The 20,475-nt window shown below is 66.9% G+C and carries 20 protein-coding genes; 10 read left to right on the top strand and 10 right to left on the bottom strand.

What is annotated here, in order from left to right:
* The first annotated feature begins 1 nt into the window (after position 1).
* A complete protein-coding gene (locus ACFJI2_RS21655) occupies positions 2–604 on the top strand; it encodes a response regulator transcription factor (RefSeq protein ID WP_377701841.1) in 603 nt (200 codons plus the stop codon).
* 42 nt (positions 605–646) lie between these two features.
* On the opposite strand, the gene ACFJI2_RS21650 is transcribed toward ACFJI2_RS21655, so the two are convergent.
* Positions 647–1,597, bottom strand: coding sequence for a glycosyltransferase (locus ACFJI2_RS21650; RefSeq protein WP_377701840.1), 951 nt, complete (start codon positions 1,595–1,597; stop codon positions 647–649).
* Between the two features lie 328 nt (positions 1,598–1,925).
* Between ACFJI2_RS21650 and ACFJI2_RS21645 the strand changes: the two genes are divergently transcribed.
* The 4 genes from ACFJI2_RS21645 to ACFJI2_RS21630 all read left to right on the top strand — a co-directional run bounded on the left by ACFJI2_RS21645 (position 1,926) and on the right by ACFJI2_RS21630 (position 7,209).
* Positions 1,926–2,912 (top strand): O-antigen ligase family protein, encoded by a 987-nt coding sequence (locus tag ACFJI2_RS21645; RefSeq protein ID WP_377701838.1) that lies wholly within the window; start codon positions 1,926–1,928, stop codon positions 2,910–2,912.
* Positions 2,909–3,979 carry a lipopolysaccharide heptosyltransferase II gene (gene waaF, locus ACFJI2_RS21640; protein ID WP_377701837.1) on the top strand — a complete coding sequence of 357 codons (1,071 nt, stop codon included), beginning with the start codon at positions 2,909–2,911 and terminating at the stop codon, positions 3,977–3,979. Before ACFJI2_RS21645 ends, waaF begins: the two co-directional genes overlap by 4 nt.
* Positions 3,980–4,018: 39 nt before the next feature.
* Entirely contained in the window at positions 4,019–5,545 is a 1,527-nt protein-coding gene (locus tag ACFJI2_RS21635; protein WP_377701836.1) for a diguanylate cyclase domain-containing protein, read from the top strand.
* Between the two features lie 80 nt (positions 5,546–5,625).
* Complete coding sequence (locus ACFJI2_RS21630) at positions 5,626–7,209, top strand: serine hydrolase domain-containing protein (RefSeq protein ID WP_377701835.1); 1,584 nt, start codon at positions 5,626–5,628, stop codon at positions 7,207–7,209.
* A 5-nt stretch (positions 7,210–7,214) separates the two neighbouring features.
* Here ACFJI2_RS21630 and rng read toward each other — a convergent pair whose 3' ends face one another.
* The 8 genes from rng to ACFJI2_RS21590 all read right to left on the bottom strand — a co-directional run bounded on the left by rng (position 7,215) and on the right by ACFJI2_RS21590 (position 14,372).
* Positions 7,215–8,678: a ribonuclease G gene (gene rng, locus ACFJI2_RS21625; RefSeq protein WP_107873220.1), complete on the bottom strand. Its 1,464-nt coding sequence runs from the start codon at positions 8,676–8,678 to the stop codon at positions 7,215–7,217.
* A gap of 42 nt (positions 8,679–8,720) precedes the next feature.
* Entirely contained in the window at positions 8,721–9,341 is a 621-nt protein-coding gene (locus ACFJI2_RS21620) for a Maf family protein (protein WP_377701834.1), read from the bottom strand.
* A 17-nt stretch (positions 9,342–9,358) separates the two neighbouring features.
* Positions 9,359–9,829 carry a 23S rRNA (pseudouridine(1915)-N(3))-methyltransferase RlmH gene (rlmH, locus tag ACFJI2_RS21615; protein WP_377701833.1) on the bottom strand — a complete coding sequence of 157 codons (471 nt, stop codon included), beginning with the start codon at positions 9,827–9,829 and terminating at the stop codon, positions 9,359–9,361.
* 9 nt (positions 9,830–9,838) lie between these two features.
* Entirely contained in the window at positions 9,839–10,582 is a 744-nt protein-coding gene (gene rsfS, locus ACFJI2_RS21610) for a ribosome silencing factor (RefSeq protein WP_107981015.1), read from the bottom strand.
* Complete coding sequence (locus ACFJI2_RS21605; RefSeq protein WP_377705882.1) at positions 10,582–11,244, bottom strand: nicotinate-nucleotide adenylyltransferase; 663 nt, start codon at positions 11,242–11,244, stop codon at positions 10,582–10,584. The genes rsfS and ACFJI2_RS21605 overlap by 1 nt, the downstream gene beginning before the upstream one ends.
* A gap of 20 nt (positions 11,245–11,264) precedes the next feature.
* A complete protein-coding gene (gene hemF, locus ACFJI2_RS21600; RefSeq protein ID WP_377701831.1) occupies positions 11,265–12,176 on the bottom strand; it encodes an oxygen-dependent coproporphyrinogen oxidase in 912 nt (303 codons plus the stop codon).
* Between the two features lie 125 nt (positions 12,177–12,301).
* The gene (gene purD / locus ACFJI2_RS21595) at positions 12,302–13,570 is read right to left on the bottom strand and encodes a phosphoribosylamine--glycine ligase (RefSeq protein WP_107873211.1); all 1,269 of its coding nucleotides are present in this window, start codon (positions 13,568–13,570) and stop codon (positions 12,302–12,304) included.
* A gap of 76 nt (positions 13,571–13,646) precedes the next feature.
* Complete coding sequence (locus tag ACFJI2_RS21590) at positions 13,647–14,372, bottom strand: YebC/PmpR family DNA-binding transcriptional regulator (protein ID WP_107873209.1); 726 nt, start codon at positions 14,370–14,372, stop codon at positions 13,647–13,649.
* Between the two features lie 184 nt (positions 14,373–14,556).
* Here ACFJI2_RS21590 and ACFJI2_RS21585 point away from each other — a divergent pair, with 184 nt between their 5' ends.
* From ACFJI2_RS21585 to ACFJI2_RS21565, 5 genes are all read left to right on the top strand, one after another.
* Positions 14,557–17,061, top strand: coding sequence for an alkaline phosphatase D family protein (locus ACFJI2_RS21585; RefSeq protein WP_377701830.1), 2,505 nt, complete (start codon positions 14,557–14,559; stop codon positions 17,059–17,061).
* 147 nt (positions 17,062–17,208) lie between these two features.
* A complete protein-coding gene (locus tag ACFJI2_RS21580; RefSeq protein ID WP_377701829.1) occupies positions 17,209–18,126 on the top strand; it encodes a DMT family transporter in 918 nt (305 codons plus the stop codon).
* 28 nt (positions 18,127–18,154) lie between these two features.
* Positions 18,155–18,544, top strand: a complete 390-nt coding sequence (locus ACFJI2_RS21575; RefSeq protein ID WP_377701828.1) for a methylglyoxal synthase — start codon at positions 18,155–18,157, stop codon at positions 18,542–18,544.
* Positions 18,541–19,515, top strand: a complete 975-nt coding sequence (locus tag ACFJI2_RS21570; protein ID WP_377701827.1) for a quinone oxidoreductase family protein — start codon at positions 18,541–18,543, stop codon at positions 19,513–19,515. Before ACFJI2_RS21575 ends, ACFJI2_RS21570 begins: the two co-directional genes overlap by 4 nt.
* A 5-nt stretch (positions 19,516–19,520) precedes the next feature.
* Entirely contained in the window at positions 19,521–19,649 is a 129-nt protein-coding gene (locus ACFJI2_RS21565) for a hypothetical protein (RefSeq protein WP_377701826.1), read from the top strand.
* A 97-nt stretch (positions 19,650–19,746) separates the two neighbouring features.
* On the opposite strand, the gene ACFJI2_RS21560 is transcribed toward ACFJI2_RS21565, so the two are convergent.
* Positions 19,747–20,382, bottom strand: a complete 636-nt coding sequence (locus ACFJI2_RS21560) for a DUF4136 domain-containing protein (RefSeq protein WP_028833886.1) — start codon at positions 20,380–20,382, stop codon at positions 19,747–19,749.
* Between the last annotated feature and the right edge of the window lie 93 nt (positions 20,383–20,475).

Genomic DNA, 20,475 nt, shown 5'->3' with positions numbered 1-20,475 from the left:
CATGGACCTGACCGTATTTATCGTCGACGACGACCCCGCCGTGCGCGACGCGCTCGGCCTGCTGCTGGGCGTGCGCGGCTACCGCACCGCGGTGTTTGCCAGCGGCGAGGCCTTGCTGCAGGCCTGGAAGCCGGAGTGGGCCGGCTGCCTGGTGATCGACATCCGCATGAGCGGCATGGACGGGCTGGAGCTGCAGCAGCGCCTGGCGCAGCTGGGCAACCGCATCCCCATCGTCATCGTCACCGGCCATGGCGACGTGGCGCTGGCGCGCGCGGCCTTCAAGGCGCACGCGCTGGACTTCCTGGAAAAGCCCTTCGACGACGCCAAGCTGGTGGCCGCCATCGACGAGGCCTTCTCGTCCGAGGCGCGGCAGCGCCGCCAGAACATCGCGCGCGAAGACCACCGCGCGCTGCTGCGCGAGCTCACGCCGCGCGAGCGGGAAGTGATGGAGCTGGTGGTGCTGGGGCGGCACAACCGGGAGATCGCGCCGGCGCTGGGCATCAGCGTGCGCACGGTGGAGGTGCACAAGGCGCGCCTGATGGGCAAGCTGGGCGTCGGCAACGTGGCCGACCTGGTGCGGATCGCGATGCAGGGCGGCGAGTAGCGGACAGCAAGGGCCGGCAAGCCGGGCAGCCAGGGCAGCCGGTCAGGAGCCGCCGGCGGCCAGGTTGATGTGTGGTGCGGCTGGCAGGCTGTCGTTGGCGGGCGCGCCGGGACGCGGCACGCCGCCCGGCGCGGCGGGTTGCACGGGCTGCACCGGTTGCTGCGCCGGCGTGGCGGGCAGGCGCTGCAGGCCTTGCACGGCCTGCACGGTCTTGTCGGCCGCGCGCTGCAGCACGATGTGGCGGTTGCGGTCTTCCAGGCTGCGCTCGTTTTCCTTGTGCCACAGGTGGTAGACCTCGGTGGCGAAGGCGCCTTCCTTGCGCATCACGCCCGCGTTGAACAGGCGCACCACCAGGTCCGAGTCCTCGTGGCCCCAGCCCTGGAAGCTTTCGTCGAAACCGTTCACCGTATCCAGGTCCTTGCGCCACACGCCCAGGTTGCAGCTCTTGATGCGGCGCCAGCTGAAGCGGCGGCTTTCACGGCCGAAGTCAGGCAGGGTCAGCACGGTCTGCAGGAATTTGTTCAGGTCGCCGGTCAGGCGTAGTTTCAGCTTGTCCCAGCAGGTCAGGCCGCGCAGGTTGATGTGCTCGGCCAGCAGGCGCAGCGTATAGCCCGGGCTGAGCAGCACGCGGCTGCCGGTCACCAGGTAGCCCGGCTTGGCCAGCTTGCGGTGCCGGCTGATGAAGGTCGGCTGCGGCATGCAGTCGCCGTCCAGGAACACGATGTAGTCGCCGCTGGCGGCCAGGATGCCCTGGTTGCGCGCGCGCGCGGCGCGGAAACCCTCGTCCGGCTGCCAGACGTGCAGCAGCGGCACCGGCGAGCGGGGCCGCAGCTTCTCTACGCACTGGCGCGTGTTGTGGGTCGAGCCGTCATCAGCGATAATGATTTCGAATTGATTATCGTCCTGGCAGAAGCAGGCCTCCAGCACTGCCGCCAGGGCGTCGGGCCGGTTGTAGGTCGTGATGATGACAGAAATTTTTGACGCTTGTTGCATGAAGTGGATGCTGCCTGTGCTGATTTTGCAAGAATAAGCTCACAAAACATTAATGAATAAATCTTTTACAAAAAAAAACATTCTGCAAGACAACGCGCTATCTTATCTCATCCACAGTCTGATTTTCCTGCTGCCAGCCTTGGCGCTGATCACCCGGTTCGGTGTCAGCACGGTCGGTTTTGCCTTCCTGGTGGCCGGCATCGCCTGCTGGCGGGCCGCGAAACCCGGCTTTTTGCGTCATCTTACTGAGGTTCGGCTGGTTTTAACAGCGTTCGCTGTCAGTTTCGGCTTTGCCCTGATGGGACTATTGTTGCATCCCGACATACAAATGCGCGCACTGGAGAAACCTGCGCGCATATTCTTCTGCGTCACCGTGCTGCTGGCGGTGCTGGCGCTGCGCCCCAGCCGCAAGGCGCTGTGGTGGGGCCTGATCGCGGGCACCGTCGGCGGCGCCGTGTTCATTTGCTACCAGCGCTGGGGCCTCGGCATCTACCGTCCCGGCGGGCTTATTAATTCTATAACATTTGGCGACATTGAGCTGTGCATGGGCATGATGTGCCTGGCGGCCGTGCTCGATTTCAAGGGCAAGCACGCCTTGTGGCCGGCGCTGGGCGCGCTGGCCGGCCTGGCCGGCTCGGTGGCCACGGGCACGCGCGGCGGCTGGATCGCGGTGCTGTTCGCCATCATCCTGTTCATCAAATACGGCCACTTCCTGCGCAACCGCATTTCCAAGGCGGTAGCCGGGCTGGTGCTGCTGCTGCTGGTGGGGACCTACTTCATCGACCAGGCCGGCACCCGCGAGCGCCTGCAGCAAGGCGTGCACGACGTGACTTCCTATTTCGACGGCGGCGGCGCCTACAGCAACGTGGGCATCCGCCTGGAACTGTGGAAGGGCGGCCTGGCGCTGGCGGCGCAGCACCCGTGGCGCATTTCCACCAGCCGGGAAATCCATGCCGAACTGGAGCAAGAAGTGGCGGCCGGCCGCCTGCAGCCCTTCGTGCTGGAGGCCGAGCACTTCCACAACGACATGATGCACGTGCTGGTGTACGGCGGCATTCCCGGCCTGCTGGTCTACCTGTTTACCATGCTGGCGCCGTTCCTGTTTTTCCTGCGCATCCTGCGCACCCACGAGTCGGCCAGTCCGGCGGTCATCGCCCCCGCGCTGGCCGGCCTGCTGCTGGTGATCGGCTACTTCAGCTTCGGCCTGACGGAGGTGATCTTCTGGTCCATCCTGAGCACCATGTTCTACGTGCAGATGCTGTTCCTGCTGATGGGCTTTTGCCTGAACGCGCAGGACGAGGGGCGCGCGCCATGACGCCCGCGCCGCGCATCCTGGTCATTTCGCCCAACTGGATCGGCGACGCGGTGATGGCGCAGCCGCTGCTGGCGCTGCTGCGCGCGGCCCATCCGGAGCAGCCCATCGACGTGCTGGCGCCGCCCCAGGTGGCGCCCGTGTGGCGCCAGATGGCCGAGGTGGGCGAGGTGCTGGAAACCCCGTTCCGCCACGGCCCGCTGCAGCTGCGCGAACGCTGGCGCTACGCGCGCCGGCTGCGCCGGCGCGGCTATGCGGCCGCCTACGTGCTGCCCAATACACTCAAGTACGCGCTGATCCCGTGGCTGGCGGGGATACCGAAACGGGTCGGCTACAAGGGCGAGAGCCGATACGGCCTGATCAACGTAATGCACTTCGACGACGTGCCGCCGCGCCCCATGGTGCCGTTCTACGCGGCGCTGGCGCGGCCGCCCGAGGCGGCGCTGCAGCCTGTGCCGCGCCCGGTGCTGCAGGCCAGCGCGGACCAGGTCGCCGCCGCCTGCGCGCGCGCCGGGCTCGACCCGCAGCGCCCGCTGGTGGCGTTCGCGCCCGGCGCCGAATTCGGCTCGGCCAAGCGCTGGCCCGCCACCCATTTTGCCGGCCTGGCCCAGGCCATCGCCGCGGCGCACCCGCAGGCGCAGATTGCGCTGCTCGGTTCGCCCAAGGACAAGGACGTGTGTACCCAGGTGGTGCAGGCGGCCGAGGCCGGCGCCGCCGCAGCGGGCGTGCCGGCGCCGGCGCTGTTCAACCTGGCCGGCGCCACCAGCCTGGCCGAGGCGGTGGCGCTGATCGCCCATGCCGGCGCGGTGGTCAGCAACGATTCCGGCCTGCTGCACATCGCCTCGGCGCTGAACCGCCCGGTGATCGCCATCTACGGCCCCACCGATCCCGGCCACGCGCCGCCGTTTTCCGACGTGGCCGCGTCCATCTCGCTGCACCTGGCGTGCGCGCCGTGCAAGCAGCGCGAATGCCCGCTGGGCCACCACGACTGCATGGAGAAGATCGCGCCGCAGCAGGTCTGGCAGACCCTGCATCCCATGCTGGCCCCGCAGCACCTGGGCACGGTGTAGCGCCATGCGCACCGGCCGGCCAGAACGGAGCGGGCTGCCATGCTGAAACGGCTGCCCATCACGTTCTGGGCCACGGTGTTCGTCGCCGTGGTCTGCCTGTCGCTGGTGGCGATCGATGGCTGGCGCAGCCTGAACGCGCGCGACGAACTGCTGGCCGCCTCCGAGCGCATCACCTCCAACCTGGCGCGCTCGATGGCGCAGCACGCCGAGGACACCATCGCCGCCGCCGACACCAGCCTGGCCGACATTGTCGAGCGCATTGAAACCGACGGCGCCGGCCCGCCGGCGATCGCCCGCCTGCACCGGCTGATGGAGGCGCAGGTGGCGCGCCTGCCGCAGCTGAACGGCCTGTTCGTGTACGACGAGAGCGGGCGCTGGGTGGTCAATTCGCGCCCGGTGATGAACCTGGCCTACAACAACGCCGACCGCGAATACTTCGAATACCACCGCACCCACCCGGACCGTAGCCCGCACATCGGCGTGCCGGTGGTGAGCCGCTCCACCGGCAAATGGGTGCTGCCGGTGTCGCGCCGCCTGCAGCGGCCGGACGGCGCCTTCGCCGGCGTGGCGCTGGCCACCATCGACCTGGACTACTTCACCCGTTTCTACCAGAGCCTGGACATCGGCCGGCGCGGCGCGGTGGCGCTGCTGCACAAGCAGGGCACCATGCTGGTGCGCCGGCCGTTCGACGAGACCCGGGTCGGCATCAGCATCGTCAACACGCCCATCTACCGCCAGTTCAGCGCCGGCGGCCAGACCGGCACCGGCTTCTTCCGCTCCACCCAGGACGGCGAGCTGCGCATGAACAGCTACCGCGCGCTGGCGCGCTACCCGCTGTTCGTGACGGCGGCCCTGTCGCGCGACGAAGTGCTGGAAGGCTGGCGGCGCGACACCTTGCTGCATTCCTTCGGCGTGATGCTGCTGGCGCTGCTGCTGGCGCTGTTCGGCAAGCGCCTGATCCAGCAGATCGAACGGCGCCTGCAAGCCGAGAGAGAACTGCTGCAGGCGCGCGACGCGCTGGAGAGCCTGAACCGCACGCTGGAAAAGCTGGCCTTGCAGGACGGCCTGACCGGGCTGGCCAACCGGCGCCAGTTCGACGTCACCCTGGGCAAGGAATTCAGCCGCGCCGCGCGTGCCGGCAGCGAGCTGGCCTTCATCATGATGGACGTGGACTACTTCAAGCAGTACAACGACCTGTACGGCCACAGCGCCGGCGACGACTGCCTGCGCGCCATCAGCAAGACCATCCGCACGCTGACGCCGAAGCGGCCGGGCGACCTGGCTGCGCGCTACGGCGGCGAGGAAATCGGCATCCTGCTGCCGCAGACCGGGGTGGCGGGGGCGCAGGCGGTGGCCGAGCGCATCCGCAAGGCCATCGAAGCGCTGCGCATCACGCACGCTGGCAGCCCGAACGGCGTGGTCACCATCAGCGCCGGCGTGGCCGCGCTGGTCCCGCAGCTGCCCGACAGCCTGCCCGCCGAGCTGCTGGAAGCGGCCGACCAGGCCCTGTACGCCGCCAAATCCGCCGGCCGCAACCGCGTGCACTGCGCGCCGCCCGCCGCCTGACCCCTGACGGCGCGCGTCCATGCGGGTCAAGCCGCCCCCCGGCTGGCAGTTGTCCAGCCGGCAATCTTGGCGCAGAATGCATGGCAACCCTCACACCGCGAAGGATGACCATGGTAAGCACGCTGCGCCGCACTGTCGGCAATACTTCCTGCTTCTTGCTGATGCTCGTTGCCGCCATGCCGGCGCGGTCGGACGATCCCTACAACGATCCGGGCCGCGCCGCGCGCGTGGCGGCGCTGCTGCCGGGCGTGGACAAGCTCTATGCCGAGCTGGCCGAGGAAAAGCACCTGCCCGGCCTGGTGTACGGCGTGGTGCTGGACGGGAAGCTGATCCACGCCCGTGCGCTGGGCTATGCGGACGTGGAGCGCAAGATTGCCGCCACCAGCGCCACGCCGTTCCGCATCGCCTCCATGACCAAGAGCTTCGTCGCCCTGGCCGCCCTGCGCCTGCGCGACGAGGGCAAGCTGGACCTGGACGCGCCGCTGTCGCGCTACTTGCCGGAAGTGCAGAAGCTGCGCCTGCCCACGGCCGATTCGTCCGCGCTGACCGTGCGCAGCCTGATGACGATGAGCACCGGCCTGCCCGAGGACAATCCCTGGGGCGACCGCCAGATGGCCATCAGCAACGCGCAGCTGGAGCGCTTCGTCGCCGGCGGCCTGTCGTTTTCCACTGCGCCTGGCACGGCGTTCGAATACAGCAACCTCGGCTACGTGCTGCTGGGCAAAGTGGTGTCGAAGGCGGCCGGCATGCGCTTCCAGGATTACATCACGCAGCGCATCCTGCTGCCGCTGGGCATGAAAGACACGGTGTGGGAATACGGCAAGGTGCCGGCCGGCAAGCTGGCGCTGGGCTACCGCTGGGACGGCAAGGCCTGGCAGCTCGAACCCATGCTGCACGACGGCGACGGCGCCGCCATGGGCGGGCTGATCACCACGCTGGACGACTTCGCGCGTTACGTCGCCTTCCAGCTGGACGCCTGGCCGGCGCGCGACGGCGCCGACACCGGGCCGGTGCGGCGCGCCTCGGTGCGCGAGCTGCAGCAGCCGCGCATGTTCACCGGCCTGGCCGCCAAGGCCATGCTGGCGGACGGCAGCGCGCCCAATCCCCGCGTGAACTTCTACGCATACGGCCTGAACTGGAGCCGCGACAGCCGCGACGTGGTCAGCATCGCCCACGCCGGCGGCCTGCCGGGCTTCGGCAGCCAGTACCGCTTCGGGCCGGACCACGGGCTGGGCGTGATCGCCTTTTCCAACCTGCGCTACGGCCCCGTGTACGCGGCCACGGGCAAGGTCTTCAACATGCTGGTCGAAAGCGGCAAGCTGCCGGCGCGGCCGGTGGCGCCGTCGGCCATCCTGCTGGCGCGCCAGCAGCAGGTGGCGCAGCTGGTGCAGACCTGGGAACCGGCGCTGGGCGCCGCCATCGCGGCCGACAACTTCTTCCTCGACCGCTCGCGCGAAGACTGGATAGCGGAAGCGCGCGGCAAGCTTGCCGGCGTCGGCACGGTCACCAGCGTCGGCCCGATCAAAGCGCAGAACCAGCTGCGCGGCAGCTTCACCCTGGTCGGCGACCAGGGCAGCGCCGACATCACCTTCACCCTCACGCCCGAGCGCGAACCCAGGCTGCAGGAGCTGGACATCAAGCCCGCCGCGCCCGCCAAGCCCTGACGTGCCTACATCAGGATCACGTCGTACTGCTCCTGGTGGTAGGAGTTCTCCACCTGCAGCGAGATTTTCTTGCCGATGAAGTCGCCCAGCATGGCCAGGTGCTGGGATTCTTCTTCCAGGAACAGGTCCACCACTTCCTGCGAGGCCAGGATGCGGAATTCGCGCGGGTTGAACTGCTTGGCTTCGCGCAGCAGCTCGCGCAGGATTTCGTAGCAGATGGTGCGCGAGGTCTTGACCTGGCCCTTGCCGGCGCAGGCCGGGCACGGTTCGCACAGGATGTGGGCCAGCGATTCGCGGGTGCGCTTGCGCGTCATCTCCACCAGCCCCAGCGCCGAGAAGCCGCTCACCGACACCTTGGTGCGGTCGCGCGCCAGCGTCTTTTTCAGCTCCAGCAGCACCGCCGCGCGGTGCTCGGCGTTTTCCATGTCGATGAAGTCGAGGATGATGATGCCGCCCAGGTTGCGCAGCCGCAGCTGGCGCGCGATGGCGTGCGCCGCTTCCAGGTTGGTCTTGAAGATGGTGTCGGCGAAGTTGCGACCGCCCACGAAGCCGCCGGTGTTGACGTCGATGGTGGTCATGGCCTCGGTCTGGTCGACGATCAGGTAGCCGCCGGACTTCAGGTCCACGCGCCGGCCCAGCGCGCGCAGGATCTCTTCCTCCACGCCGTACAGGTCGAACAGCGGCCGCTCGCCGGTGTAGTGCTGCAGGCGCGGCAGCACGCTGGGGGTGTAGGTCTTGCCGAATTCGGTGAGCGCGATGTAGTTCTCGCGCGAGTCCACCTGGATGGTGGCCGTCTCGTCGTGCACGAAGTCGCGCAGCACGCGCTGGGCCAGGTTCAAGTCCTGGTGCAGCAGGCTGGTGGCCGGCAGGGTGCGCGCGCCGTGCGTGATGGCGCCCCAGGTCTTGCGCAGGTAGTCCACGTCGGCCGCCAGGTCGGAGTCCGAGGCGTCCTCGGCCTGGGTGCGCACGATGTAGCCGCCTTTTTCCTCGGCCGGCAGCAGCGCCTGCAGGCGGGTGCGCAGCGATTCGCGCTCGGATTCCTTCTCGATCTTCTGCGACACGCCGATGTGGTTGTCCTGCGGCAGATACACCAGCATGCGGCCGGCGATCGAAATCTGCGTCGACAGGCGCGCGCCCTTGGTGCCGATCGGGTCCTTGATCACCTGCACCGTCAGCACCTGGCCGTCGAACAGGATCTTCTCGATCGGCGTGGGGGCGGCGTTCTGGCCGTCGTGCGGACGGGCTTCCCAGATGTCGGCCACGTGCAGGAAGGCGGCCCGTTCCAGGCCGATGTCGATGAAGGCCGACTGCATGCCCGGCAGCACCCGCACCACCTTGCCCGAATAGACGTTGCCCGCCAGGCCGCGCGTCAAGGTGCGCTCGATGTGCAGTTCCTGCACGGCGCCCTGGAGGATCAGGGCGACCCGGGTTTCCTGCGGGGTGATGTTGATGAGGATGTCTTCGTTCATGGAGTGTTGCCTAATTGTTCTGAACGAAGATCATACACGGCCTTAGGGCAACGGCAAACCTGCCTGGCGCAGCAATTGGGCGGTTTCGTACAGCGGCAGCCCCATGATGCCCGAATGGCTGCCCTCGATATGCTCGACAAACAGCGAGGCCAGGCCCTGGATGCCATAGCCGCCGGCCTTGTCGTAGGGTTCCTGGGTGGCGCAATAGGCCTTGATGGATTGCTCGGAGAGCTTGCCGAAGCGCACTTCGGACACCTGCGTGACCTGCAGCGCGAGCTGGTGGTGGTGCACGGCGATGGCCGTCATCACCTGGTGGGTGCGGCCGGACAGCTGCTCCAGCATGGCCACCGCCTCGGCGTTGTTGGCCGGCTTGCCGAGGATGGCGCCGTCCACCGTGACGGTGGTGTCGGCCGCCAGCACGGGGCGCAGCACCAGGTGGCGGCGCTGCACCAGGTTCCACGCAAAGGCCGCTTTTTCGGCCGCCACGCGGCCCACGTAGTCGTAGGCCTTCTCGCCGGGCAGCACGTCCTCGGTGACGTCGGCGCCGCGCGGGCCGTCGCTGCGCAGCAGCAGCAACTCGAAATCGACGCCGATCTGGCGCAGCAGCTCGCGCCGGCGCGGGCTCTTGGAGGCAAGGTAGATCTTCTTGTCGACCGGTCTCATGTTTATGCTTTCATCGTCTAGATGCGATGATAAGGGTGGTTCTGCGTAATTGTCCATGCACGGTACAGCTGCTCGGCCAGCATCACGCGCACCATCCCATGGGGCAGCGTCATGCTGGAGATGCGGATCAGGCCTTCGGCCTTCGCCTTCAGCGCCGGGTCCAGCCCGTCGGCGCCGCCGATCAGGAAGGCCGTGTCGCGCCCGTCCTGCTGCCACAGCTCCAGCTGCTGGGACAAGCCCACGCTGGTCAAGTCCTTGCCGCGTTCGTCAAGCGCGATGATGCGCACCGACTTCGGCAGCGCCGCCTCGATGCGCTCGCGCTCCAGCGCCATCGCGGTGGCGGCGGTCTTGCTGCCGGAGCGCTCCACCGGCTTGATTTCCTTGAGCACGATGCGCAGCTCGGGCGGCATGCGCTTGGTGTACTCGGAAAAGCCGGACTCGATCCAGGCCGGCATCTTGTGCCCGACTGCGGCAATAATCAGCTGCACTGAACGACCTTACTCGGCTGCGGCTTTTTTCAGGCGCTTGATCACGGTCTTGGCCGGGGCTTCGGCCGCTGCCTTCAGCTTGGAGGCGACCTTGGCCTTCTCTTCGCGGTTGGCCTTGGTGGACGCGACCAGCGACTTGCTCACGCCGACCTTGATCTTCTTGCCTTCCGGGATGGACGGATCGATGGCCGGCGCGGCAGCCTTCTTGCGCGCGGCCGGCTTCTTGGCCACCACGGTGTCGTCGGCCGGCGCCGCTTTCGGCTTGGCCCTGGTCACACCAGGCTTGCGGGCCGGCGCGGCCTTCTTCTCGATGACAGGCTCGGCGGCCTTTTCCTTCTTGCCCGCAGCCAGGTGGCCGGACACTTTCTTCGGCGCGTCGGCGTCGGCGCCTTCCTTGGTGGACTTGCGCTTGGCCGCGCCCAGCTTCACCGGCTTGTCGCCCCAGATTTCTTCCAAGCGGTAGTAAGCGCGGATCGGCGCCTGCATGATGTGGACGATCATGTCGCCCAGGTCAACCAGCACCCACTCACCGGTGTCCTCGCCTTCCATGCCGATCACGTCGCCGCCGGCTTCCTTCACCTTGTCGCGCACCGAGGCGGCCAGCGCCTTGGTCTGGCGGTTGGAGGTGCCGGACACGATGGCGATGCGGTCGAACAGGCTGGTCAGGTGGGTGGTGTCGAACAGCGCGATTTCCTGGCCCTTGACGTCTTCCAGGGCATCCACGACAACGGTTTGCAGTTTTTTAATATCCATTATTCTTTGTAAAGATTATGTTGTTCAATATAGTCTAGCACTACCGGCGGAATAAGTAAGGCTGGCGAAGCCGGCCCATTTCCGCGTTGTAATGCCGCACGAATGCCGGTGGCTGAGATGTCCAGCGCCAGGTCGGGCGCCATGCACGTCAGTCCAGACGGCGATTTTCCTATCTGCTCCGGCGCAGCCGCGCGCCGGGCGAATTCTTGTGCCACTGCCGGGGGCAGGGCGTCCAGCCGGAAGCCGGGACGGGCCGCCACGCACAGGTGGGCCAGCCCGAACAGCGCCTGCCAGTCATGCCAGGTGTCCAGCCGCTGCAGCTGGTCGGCGCCCATCAGGAAAGCGATGGACGCCTGCGGACCCAGTTCGGCGCGCAGCCCGCGCAGCGTGTCCACCGTGTAGGTCGGCTGGCCGCGTTCCAGCTCGCGCCGGTCCACCGTCACCGGGAAAGGCTGGCCGGCAAAAGCCAGCGCCACCATTTCGGCGCGCTGGGCCGGCGTGGCCTTCAGCGCCGCCTTCTGCCAGGGCAGGGCGGGCAAGACCACCAGCTCGTCGGCCTGCAGCAGGCGCATGAAATGCGCGCCGAGGGCAACGTGGCCGTTATGGACCGGATCGAATGTGCCTCCCAGCAGGGCGATGCGGCGGACCGGGGCGGGCTGCATGGCATCGGGCACCGTGTGCACTACGCCAGCCAGTCGCGGTGCGGCAGGAAGTCGGTGTACAGCGCCGCTTCCGGCGAACCGGGCTCCGGGTGCCAGTCGTAGCGCCATTTCACGATGGGCGGCATCGACATCAGGATGGCCTCGGTGCGCCCGCCGGACTGCAGGCCGAACAGCGTGCCGCGGTCGAAGACAAGATTGAATTCGACGTAGCGGCCGCGCCGGTAAGCCTGGAAGTCGCGCTCGCGTTCACCGTATGGGGTGTCCTTGCGGCGCTCCAGCAGCGGCAGGTAGGCGGCCAGGAAAGCGTCGCCCACGCTGCGCACCATGGCGAAGCTTTGCTCGAAACCGGCGGCGTTGAAGTCATCGAAGAAGATGCCGCCCACGCCGCGCGCTTCCTTGCGGTGTTTCAGGTAAAAATACTCGTCGCACCAGCGCTTGAAGCGCGGATGCAGGTCGTCGCCGTACGGCGCCAGGGCGTCGGCGCAAGTCTGGTGGAAATGGCGCGCGTCTTCCTCGAAGCCGTAGTACGGCGTCAGGTCCATGCCGCCGCCGAACCACCATACCGGCGTGCCGTCGGCCGCCGTGGTGCTGAAAAAGCGCACATTCATGTGCACCGTGGGCGCGTACGGATTGCGCGGATGCAGCACCAGCGACACCCCGGTCGCCTCCCACGCGCGCCCGCCCAGTTCAGGGCGGGCCGCAGCGGCGGACGGCGGCAGCGCCGCGCCCATCACGTGCGAAAAATTGCAGCCCCCGCGCTCCAGCACATTGCCTTCCTCCACCAGGCGCGAAATGCCGCCGCCGCCCTCCGGGCGGTCCCACGCGTCGCGCAAAAACGGCACGCCATCCAGCTGTTCCAGCGCCTGCACGATGCGGTTCTGCAGGTCGAGCAGGTAATCCTTGACGGCGGCAGGGGAAGGCGTGGACGACATCGTGCGGTGGGAAAAAAAGTGGAAGGACGGGATTGTAGCACGCGGCGCGCAGCACGCTTGGGGTCAGGTCCGGCATCGCGCCATGCCTTGCGGCATGGCGCGATGCCGGACCTGACCCCGTGGTGTTAATGTTTGAGGCCGCGCCAGCCGATGTCGCTGCGGTACTGCATGCCGTCGAAGTGGATCTTGTCCACCGCTTCGTAGGCTTGCTTCTGCGCCATCTTGATGCTGTCGCCCAGGCCGACCACGCACAGCACGCGGCCGCCGTTGGTGACCAGCTTGCCGTCCACCTGCGCCGTGCCGGCGTGGAAGGTGACCGATTCCGGCGTCTCGGCCGGAATGCCGTCGATGATGTCGCCCTTGACCGGGGTCTCCGGGTAGCCGGCGGCAGCCAGCACCACGCCCACGGCCGTGCGGCGGTCCCATTCCAGTTCCACCGCGTCCAGCGTGCCGTTGACGGCGTGCTCCATCACCGTCAGCAGGTCCGTCTTCAGGCGCGACATGATGGGCTGGGTTTCAGGGTCGCCCATGCGGCAGTTGAATTCCAGCGTCTTCGGATTGCCGGCCGCGTCGATCATCAGGCCGGCGTACAGGAAGCCGGTGAACGGGATGCCGTCCTTGTGCATGCCGGCGATGGTGGGATTGATGATCTCGCGCATCACGCGCGCATGCATGGCCGGGGTCACGATGGGGGCGGGCGAGTAGGCGCCCATGCCGCCGGTGTTGGGACCCTGGTCGGCGTCCTGCAGGCGCTTGTGGTCCTGCGAGGTGGCCAGCGGCAGGATGTTCTTGCCGTCGCACATGACGATGAAGGAGGCTTCCTCGCCGGCCAGGAATTCCTCGATGACGATGCGCGCGCCGGCGTCGCCGAAGCGGTTATCGGCCAGCATGTGGTCCACCGCCTGGTGCGCTTCTTCCAGCGACATGGCCACCACCACGCCCTTGCCGGCCGCCAGGCCGTCGGCCTTGATGACGATGGGCGCGCCCTTGGCGTCGATGTAGGCGTGGGCCTGCTTCACGTCCGAGAAGGTCTGGTATTCGGCGGTGGGGATGCCGTGGCGCTGCATGAAGGCCTTGGCGAAGTCCTTCGACGATTCGAGCTGCGCCGCTTCCCTGGTCGGGCCGAACACCTTCAGGCCGCGCGCGCGGAAGAGGTTGACGATGCCGCCGGCCAGCGGGGTTTCCGGGCCGACCACGGTCAGCGCAATGTGCTCGTTCTCGCAGAACGCGGCCAGCTCGTGCAGGTCGGTGATGTTGATGTTCTGCAGGCGCGCATCGAGCGCGGTGCCGCCATTGCCGGGGGCCACGTACACCATCTGCACGCGTTCCGATTGGGCCAGTTTCCAGGCCAGGGCGTGTTCGCGGCCGCCTGAGCCGACTACCAAAATTTTCATAGGACCGTTTCCGAATGTAGAACTGGGAAAGCGGCCCTGCGGCCGCTTGAAATGCTGGTGACGCTGGTGGCCGCGATCAGTCTTCGATCAGGGCGTTGGAATAGACTTCCTGCACGTCGTCCAGGTTCTCCAGCGCGTCGAGCAGCTTTTGCATCTTGGCCGCGTCGTCGCCGGTGAACACGGTTTCGGTGGCGGGCTTCATGATGATCTCGGCCACTTCGGCCTTGAAGCCGGCCGCTTCCAGCGCGTCCTTGACGGCCGAGAAGTCGTGCGGGCCGCAGATGACTTCGAAGCCGCCTTCCTCGTCGGCGATCACGTCTTCGGCGCCCGCTTCCAGCGCCGCTTCCATCAGCTTGTCCTCGTTCACGCCGGGCGCGAACAGGAACTGGCCGCAATGCTTGAACATGAAGGCCACCGAGCCTTCGGTGCCCATATTGCCGCCGTATTTGTTGAAGGCGTGGCGTACTTCGGCCACGGTGCGCACGCGGTTGTCGGTCATGCAGTCGACGATGATGGCCGCGCCGCCGATGCCGTAGCCTTCGTAGCGTACTTCCTCGTAGCTGGCGCCGTCCTCGCCGCCGGTGCCGCGCGTGATCGCGCGTTGCACGTTATCCTTGGGCATATTGGCGTCGGCCGCCTTGTCCACCGCCAGGCGCAGGCGCGGATTGGTGTTGATGTCGCCGCCGCCCATGCGCGCCGCCACGGTGATCTCCTTGATCAGGCGCGTCCAGATTTTGCCGCGTTTCGCGTCCGTTGCAGCCTTTTTATGCTTGATATTGGCCCATTTGCTGTGTCCAGCCATGTTCAATCTTCCTTCGACGGTATGCCAGTGAGGCCGGTATTTTAGCATAAGGCCCCTCTGAAAAACCGTCCCGGCGCCACGGCTGGCTTCGCCGGTCATGCAATATAGTCATCACCTGTCACCGCGATGAAATAAGTTTTTGCTAAGCTTTCCGTCCATACTTTATTTTGTAGGCGGGAGCAAAATGGATAGACGGCAGTTTTTGAAATTCGGCGGATTCATCACCGTATCGGCCGCCACCGGCGGGCTGGCAGGCTGCGGCAGCGGCGACTACGTGGAGCCCGGCCTGCCGCCGGCCACCGGCAGCAGCTGGACATTCCCGCAAAGCGTGGCCTCCGGCGACCCGCGCGCCGACAGCATCCTGCTCTGGACGCGCGTGGTGGCCGCATCGCTCGATCCGGTGGCCGCCGTCGCCGCCGGCGACGACGTGGTGCTGCGCCTCTTGGTCAGCACCGAAGACAACAGCAAGGCCATCGGCACCCCGGCCGCGCTGGCGGGCAGCCTGCTGGTCAACATCAAGGTGGCCGCGCAAGCGCAGTACGACAACACCATCCGCCACAAGCTCACCGGCCTGCAGCCCAACACCACCTATTACTACCAGTTCGCCGCCGGCGACGTGCGCTCCAACGTGGCGCGCTTCAAGACCGCCCCGGCGGCCGGCGCCAGCGTGGCCCAGCTGCAGTTCGCCTACCTGACCTGCCAGGACTGGAGCATCAACCACTGGGGCGCGCTGGGCCACATCGCCGCCAATGAAAACCTCGATTTCATCATCCACCTGGGCGACTACATTTACGAGACCGTGGGCGAAAGCTTCCAGGCCGGCGCCGTGGAAACCCGGCACGACGCGCTCAAGCTGCCTGACGGCGCCTTCAAGAGCGGCAGCAGCGGCGCCAAGTACGCCACCTCGCTGGCCGACTACCGCTACCTGTACAAGAAATACCGCACCGACACGCGCTTGCAGGCGGTGCACGAGCGCTTTGCCTTCATCGCCATCTGGGACGACCACGAATTCTCGGACGACGCCTGGCAGGACACGCAGACCTACGAAACCCAGGCCGGCGCGCTGGACGTGCACGCCCCGCAGCGGCGCCGCAACGCCAACCAGGCCTGGTTCGAATACATGCCGGCCGACGTCACGCTCGACACCAGCGGCACCGGCTTCCAGAACATCCAGATCTACCGCGACTTCCAGTTCGGCACCCTGATGCAGCTGGTGATGACCGACCAGCGCCTGTACCGCGCCGACCACGCCGTGCCCGAGTCCAGCCCCAACCCCGCCACCGGCCAGCCGCTGGGCAGCGTGGGCACGCGCTACATGGTGGCGCAGGACATCTACAACGGCGCCGAAGCGGCCAGGATCGCCGCCGCCACCAAGGCCGGCAGCGATCCGCTGACCCTGGTGAGCATGCTGGGCAACACCCAGCGCGCGTGGTGGATGGACAAGATGAAGACCGCCACCGCCACCTGGAAACTGTGGGGCAATGAAGTGTCGCTGCTGCGCATGGGACTGAGCGGCACGGACGCCATCGCCACCTTGCTGGCGCTGGCCTCGGTGACACCGCTGGCCGGCTCCATCGCCAGCACCGCGCCGCTGGCCGGCGGCAGCCTGCCGGTGGCCTCCGCCATCGTCGCCGCCTCCACGGCCGGCGCCACGCCCGCGCAAGCGCAGGCCGGCGCCACCGCCATCGCCACCGCTGCTGCGGGCGGCAAGGATACCAGCGCCCAGATCGGCGCCGCAGCCGCAGCCGGCCTGGGCGCTGGCGCCGCCAGCGTGGCCGTGGCCGCGTTCGGCGCCGCCGCCAACGCGCTGGCCGCCGGCAGCGCGCCCGCCGCCGTGGCCGCCGCCGCCGCGCAGTTCATCGCCTTCGGCTGGATCAAGCCCGACATCCTCGCCAAAAAAGTCGAATCGCCCTTCGTCACCGCCTCCGGCAATCAGGCCGCGCTGGCGCCATACTTCCGCCGCTTCCTGCTCAACTGCGACCAGTGGGACGGCTACAACGGCGAACGCAAGGCGCTGATGGCGCACCTGAAAGCCAACAGCGTGGCCAACGTGGTCGCGCTCACCGGCGACATCCACTCCTTCTTCGCCGGCGCCGTGCACGACGACTACGACGCGGCAGGCGGCGGCACGCCGGTCATGGTCGACCTGGTCTCGGCCGGCATCAGCTCCGACTCCTTCTTCACCTACCTGAAGGACGCCGCCGCCAGCCTGGGCGACCTGGCCACCTTGGTGTCGTATCCCCTGAGCCTGCCGGTGCCCGGCCTGGGCAGCGTGAGCATCAGCGTCAACCTGCTCGACTACACCATGGGCAAAGCCGCGCCGACGGCCGACAGCCTGCTCGAACAAGTGCGCGTGCAACTGCGCGGCGCCCTCGCGCGCAGCCTGCCCGAAGCGCAAGCGGACGCCACGGTGGCGGCGCTGCTGGCCGGCCTCAAAGCCGACACCGGCTTCAACGGCCAACTGCTCCCGCTGGCGCAGCAACTGGCCGGGCTGGGCAACAACCCCTGGCTCAAGCACCTCAACACCGACGCGCAAGGCTACACGGTGGTCACGCTCACGCCCGGCAAGCTGGTGGCCCAGTTCAAGCAAGTGAACAAGCTGGCCGGCGGCACCGCGCCGGCTACCGTCATCGCCCGCACGACCACCGCCACCGTCACCGCCGGCACCCCCGCCGTCACGATAGCCTGACCCTATCGTCAGCCGCGTTTTCAACCAGCCTGAGCCGCATTCGGGGACTCGGCGTCCCCGTCAGGCCCCGAATGCGGCGCAGCTCGGTTGGGGACGGGGGCGTGGCGGCCGTCAGCGGGCTGGGGCGTTTCGCTTTACAATCGCTGGATGAATAAAAGCGCAACTGCTACGGCCCAGTCTTCTTTGCATCGTTCCGCCTATCTCGGCGGCCTGGCCATCGCCGTTGGCGGCGCGGTGCTGTTCTCGACCAAGGCGGTGGTGGCAAAGCTGCTGTACCGTTATCACATCGATGCCGTGACGCTGATCGCGTTCCGCATGATTTTCTCGCTGCCGGTGTTCGCCGCCGTGGCGCTGTGGAAGATGCGCACCGAGGCGCCGCTCTCCAGCGCGGACCGCTGGCGTCTGGTCGGCCTGGGGCTGATCGGCTACTACCTGTCGAGCTTTCTCGATTTCCTCGGCCTGCAGTACATCTCGGTGGGCCTGGAGCGCCTGATCCTGTTCCTGACGCCGACTTTCGTCCTCATCATTTCCACGCTGTTCCTCAAGCAGCACATCAGCCGCCGGCAGTGGCTGGCGCTGGCGCTGTCGTATGCGGGCATCGTGCTGGTGTTCCTGCATGACCTGAAGGGTGGCGGGCCGAATATCGCGCTGGGCTCCATGCTGGTGCTGGGCTCGGCCAGCTCCTATGCGCTGTACCTGCTGTTCTCGGGCGAGATGGTCAAGCGCCTCGGTTCGCTGCGCCTGGTGGCGTACGCGATGTGCGTGTCCAGCGTGGCCTGCATCGCGCAGTTCTTCATCCTGCGCCCGGCCTCGCTGCTGGTCCAGCCCATGCCGGTGTACTGGCTGTCGCTGGTGAACGGCATCTTCTGCACGGTGATGCCGGTGTTTATGACCATGATCGCCGTGCAGCGCATCGGCGCCGGCACGGCGTCGCAGGCCGGCATGATAGGCCCGGTCTCCACCTTGTTCCTGGGCGCGATGATACTCGGCGAGCCGGTCACCGACTGGCAGCTGGGCGGCACCGCGCTGGTGCTCGCAGGAATTTATATGTTGTCGAAAAAGTAGCCTTCTCAACTTTCTGATGGATGCCCTTATGAAACCCCGCATTGCCCTGATCGCCCACGATAAGAAAAAAGACGACATGATTACGCTGGCCGGCGAGTATGTCGATTTCCTCAAGACCTGCACCTTGACCGCCACCGGCACCACCGGCGGCCGCCTGGTCAACGAGCTGGGCCTGGTGGTGGACCGCAAGCACTCCGGCCCCTTCGGCGGCGACTTGCAGATCGGCTCCATGCTGGTGGAGGGCGGCATCGACGCGGTGATCTTCCTGCGCGACCCGATGACCCCGCAGCCGCACGAACCGGACATCAATGCGCTGGTGCGCGCCTGCGACGTGCACAATGTGGCTTGCGCCACCAATATGTCGACGGCGCACCTGGTTCTGTCCCAACTGCAACTGCAAGCGAAGGAGGCCCCATGAGCAAAGCGATACGCATGACCCGCACCGGCGGGCCGGAAGTGATGGAGTATGTGGACGTGGACGTGGGCGCGCCCGGTCCCGGCGAGGCGACCGTGCGCCACGAGGCCATCGGCGTCAATTTCATCGACGTGTATTTCCGCACCGGCCTGTATCCGCAGCCGCTGCCGGCCGGCCTGGGCATGGAAGGCGCGGGCGTGGTGGAGGCGGTAGGCGAGGGCGTGACGGAAGTGAAGCCGGGCGACCGCGTGGTGTATGCGGGCCGCCCGAACGGCGCCTATGCGCAGGTGCGCAATATGCCGTCGGCGCAGCTGGTGGTGCTGCCGGAGAAGATCGACTTTGACACCGGCGCGGCCATGATGCTGCAGGGCTTGACGGTACAGTACCTGCTGCACCGCACGGTGGCGCTGAAGGCGGGCGACACGGTGCTGTTCCACGCGGCGGCCGGCGGCGTGGGCCTGATTGCGTGCCAGTGGGCCAAGGTGCTGGGCGTGAATTTGATCGGCACCGTGGGCTCGGAGGAGAAGGCGGCGCTGGCCATCGAGAACGGCGCGGCGCACGTCATCAATTACAACAAGGAGAACTTCACCGAGCGCGTGCGCGAGATCACGGGCGGCAAGGGCGTGTCGGTGGTCTACGATTCGATCGGCAAGGATACCTTCTTCGGTTCGCTCGACTGCCTGTCGCCGCTGGGCACCATGGTCAGCTTCGGCAACGCGTCCGGCCCGGTGCCGCCGTTCAGCCTGAACGAACTGCAGTCGCGCGGCTCGCTGTACGTGACGCGGCCGACGCTGATGTCCTACGCGGCCAGGCGCGAGGACCTGGAGGCGATGGCGAAGTCGCTGTTCGGCGTGGTGAGCAGCGGGGAAGTGAAGATCGCCGTCAAGCAGCGCTATAATCTGGCCGATGTGGCACAGGCCCACATCGACCTGGAGTCGCGCAAGACGACCGGCTCCTCCATCCTGCTTCCTTGAGACTTATGAGCACAGAAGACCAGACCAGCGACGACGACGGCAACCCAAAATTCGGGCGCCTGCTCGCCGTGCTGGTGACGGCGGTGCTGCTGGTGGTGGCGATTACATTCGCGTCCGAGGCATATTTCAGCTGATTCGGCGGCTTAGGCGCTGGCGCGCTAACCCGCCGTACGGGCCGCCGGTATGGCCGTAGGGCGGGTTAGCGCAGCGTAACCCGCCGCCTCCGCGCGCCTACTTGAGCTCCAGCTCCACCTGCCGTACCTGGCCGTTCTGCGCCGGGAAGCCGGTGAAGGCGCTTTGCACCAGCGCCGGCATGATTTGCGGCGTGGATTGCTTGCGGCTGGTGTTTTGTACCGTCACGTCATACAGCTTTTGGCCGCTCATGGTGTTGATGGCCACGCGCAGCTGGCGCTCGTAGTTGTGGCGGATGGTTTCGCGCAGCTCCATCGGACCGTAGAAGAACGGATCGTAGAACGGGCTGTAGCGTGCATAGCCCCAGTACGGACGGTAGAAGCCGCGGCCGTAGAAACCCCGGCCATAGTAAGGACCGGTCCAGAACGGGTCGTAGGCTTCCAGCACGCGGGTCGGGCGGTCGATGGTGCTGACGAAGACGCCCACTTTCAGCTTGGCGCTGTTGCCGTCGGCGGCCTGGGTGAAGCCCAGCTTGCTCAGCTCATTGCCCACCATGGCCTGGTAGGTGCGCAGTTCCAGCGTGTCGTCCGGGCTGCGCGGCTGGTCGAACACATAGGATTTGTCAGCCAGGTCCGATGGCCAGGCCTGGAAGGTGGTGACGTCGCTGCGGACAGTAGTGGCGCAACCGCTCAGCAGCAAACTGGCCGCCGCCACCAGAATGGCTAAAGATTTCATGGCATTGCTCCCCAGCAATTTAAAAGACTATCATAAAACACAATGGTCGATTCATATAGTGTAAGACGGCAGTGAAAGTTGCGCTTAACTATT

It is taken from the genome of Pseudoduganella sp. UC29_71, assembly GCF_042693265.1.
In the GTDB taxonomy this organism is placed as follows: Bacteria; Pseudomonadota; Gammaproteobacteria; order Burkholderiales; family Burkholderiaceae_D; genus Rugamonas.
This window is presented reverse-complemented; position numbering and strand designations above follow the sequence as displayed.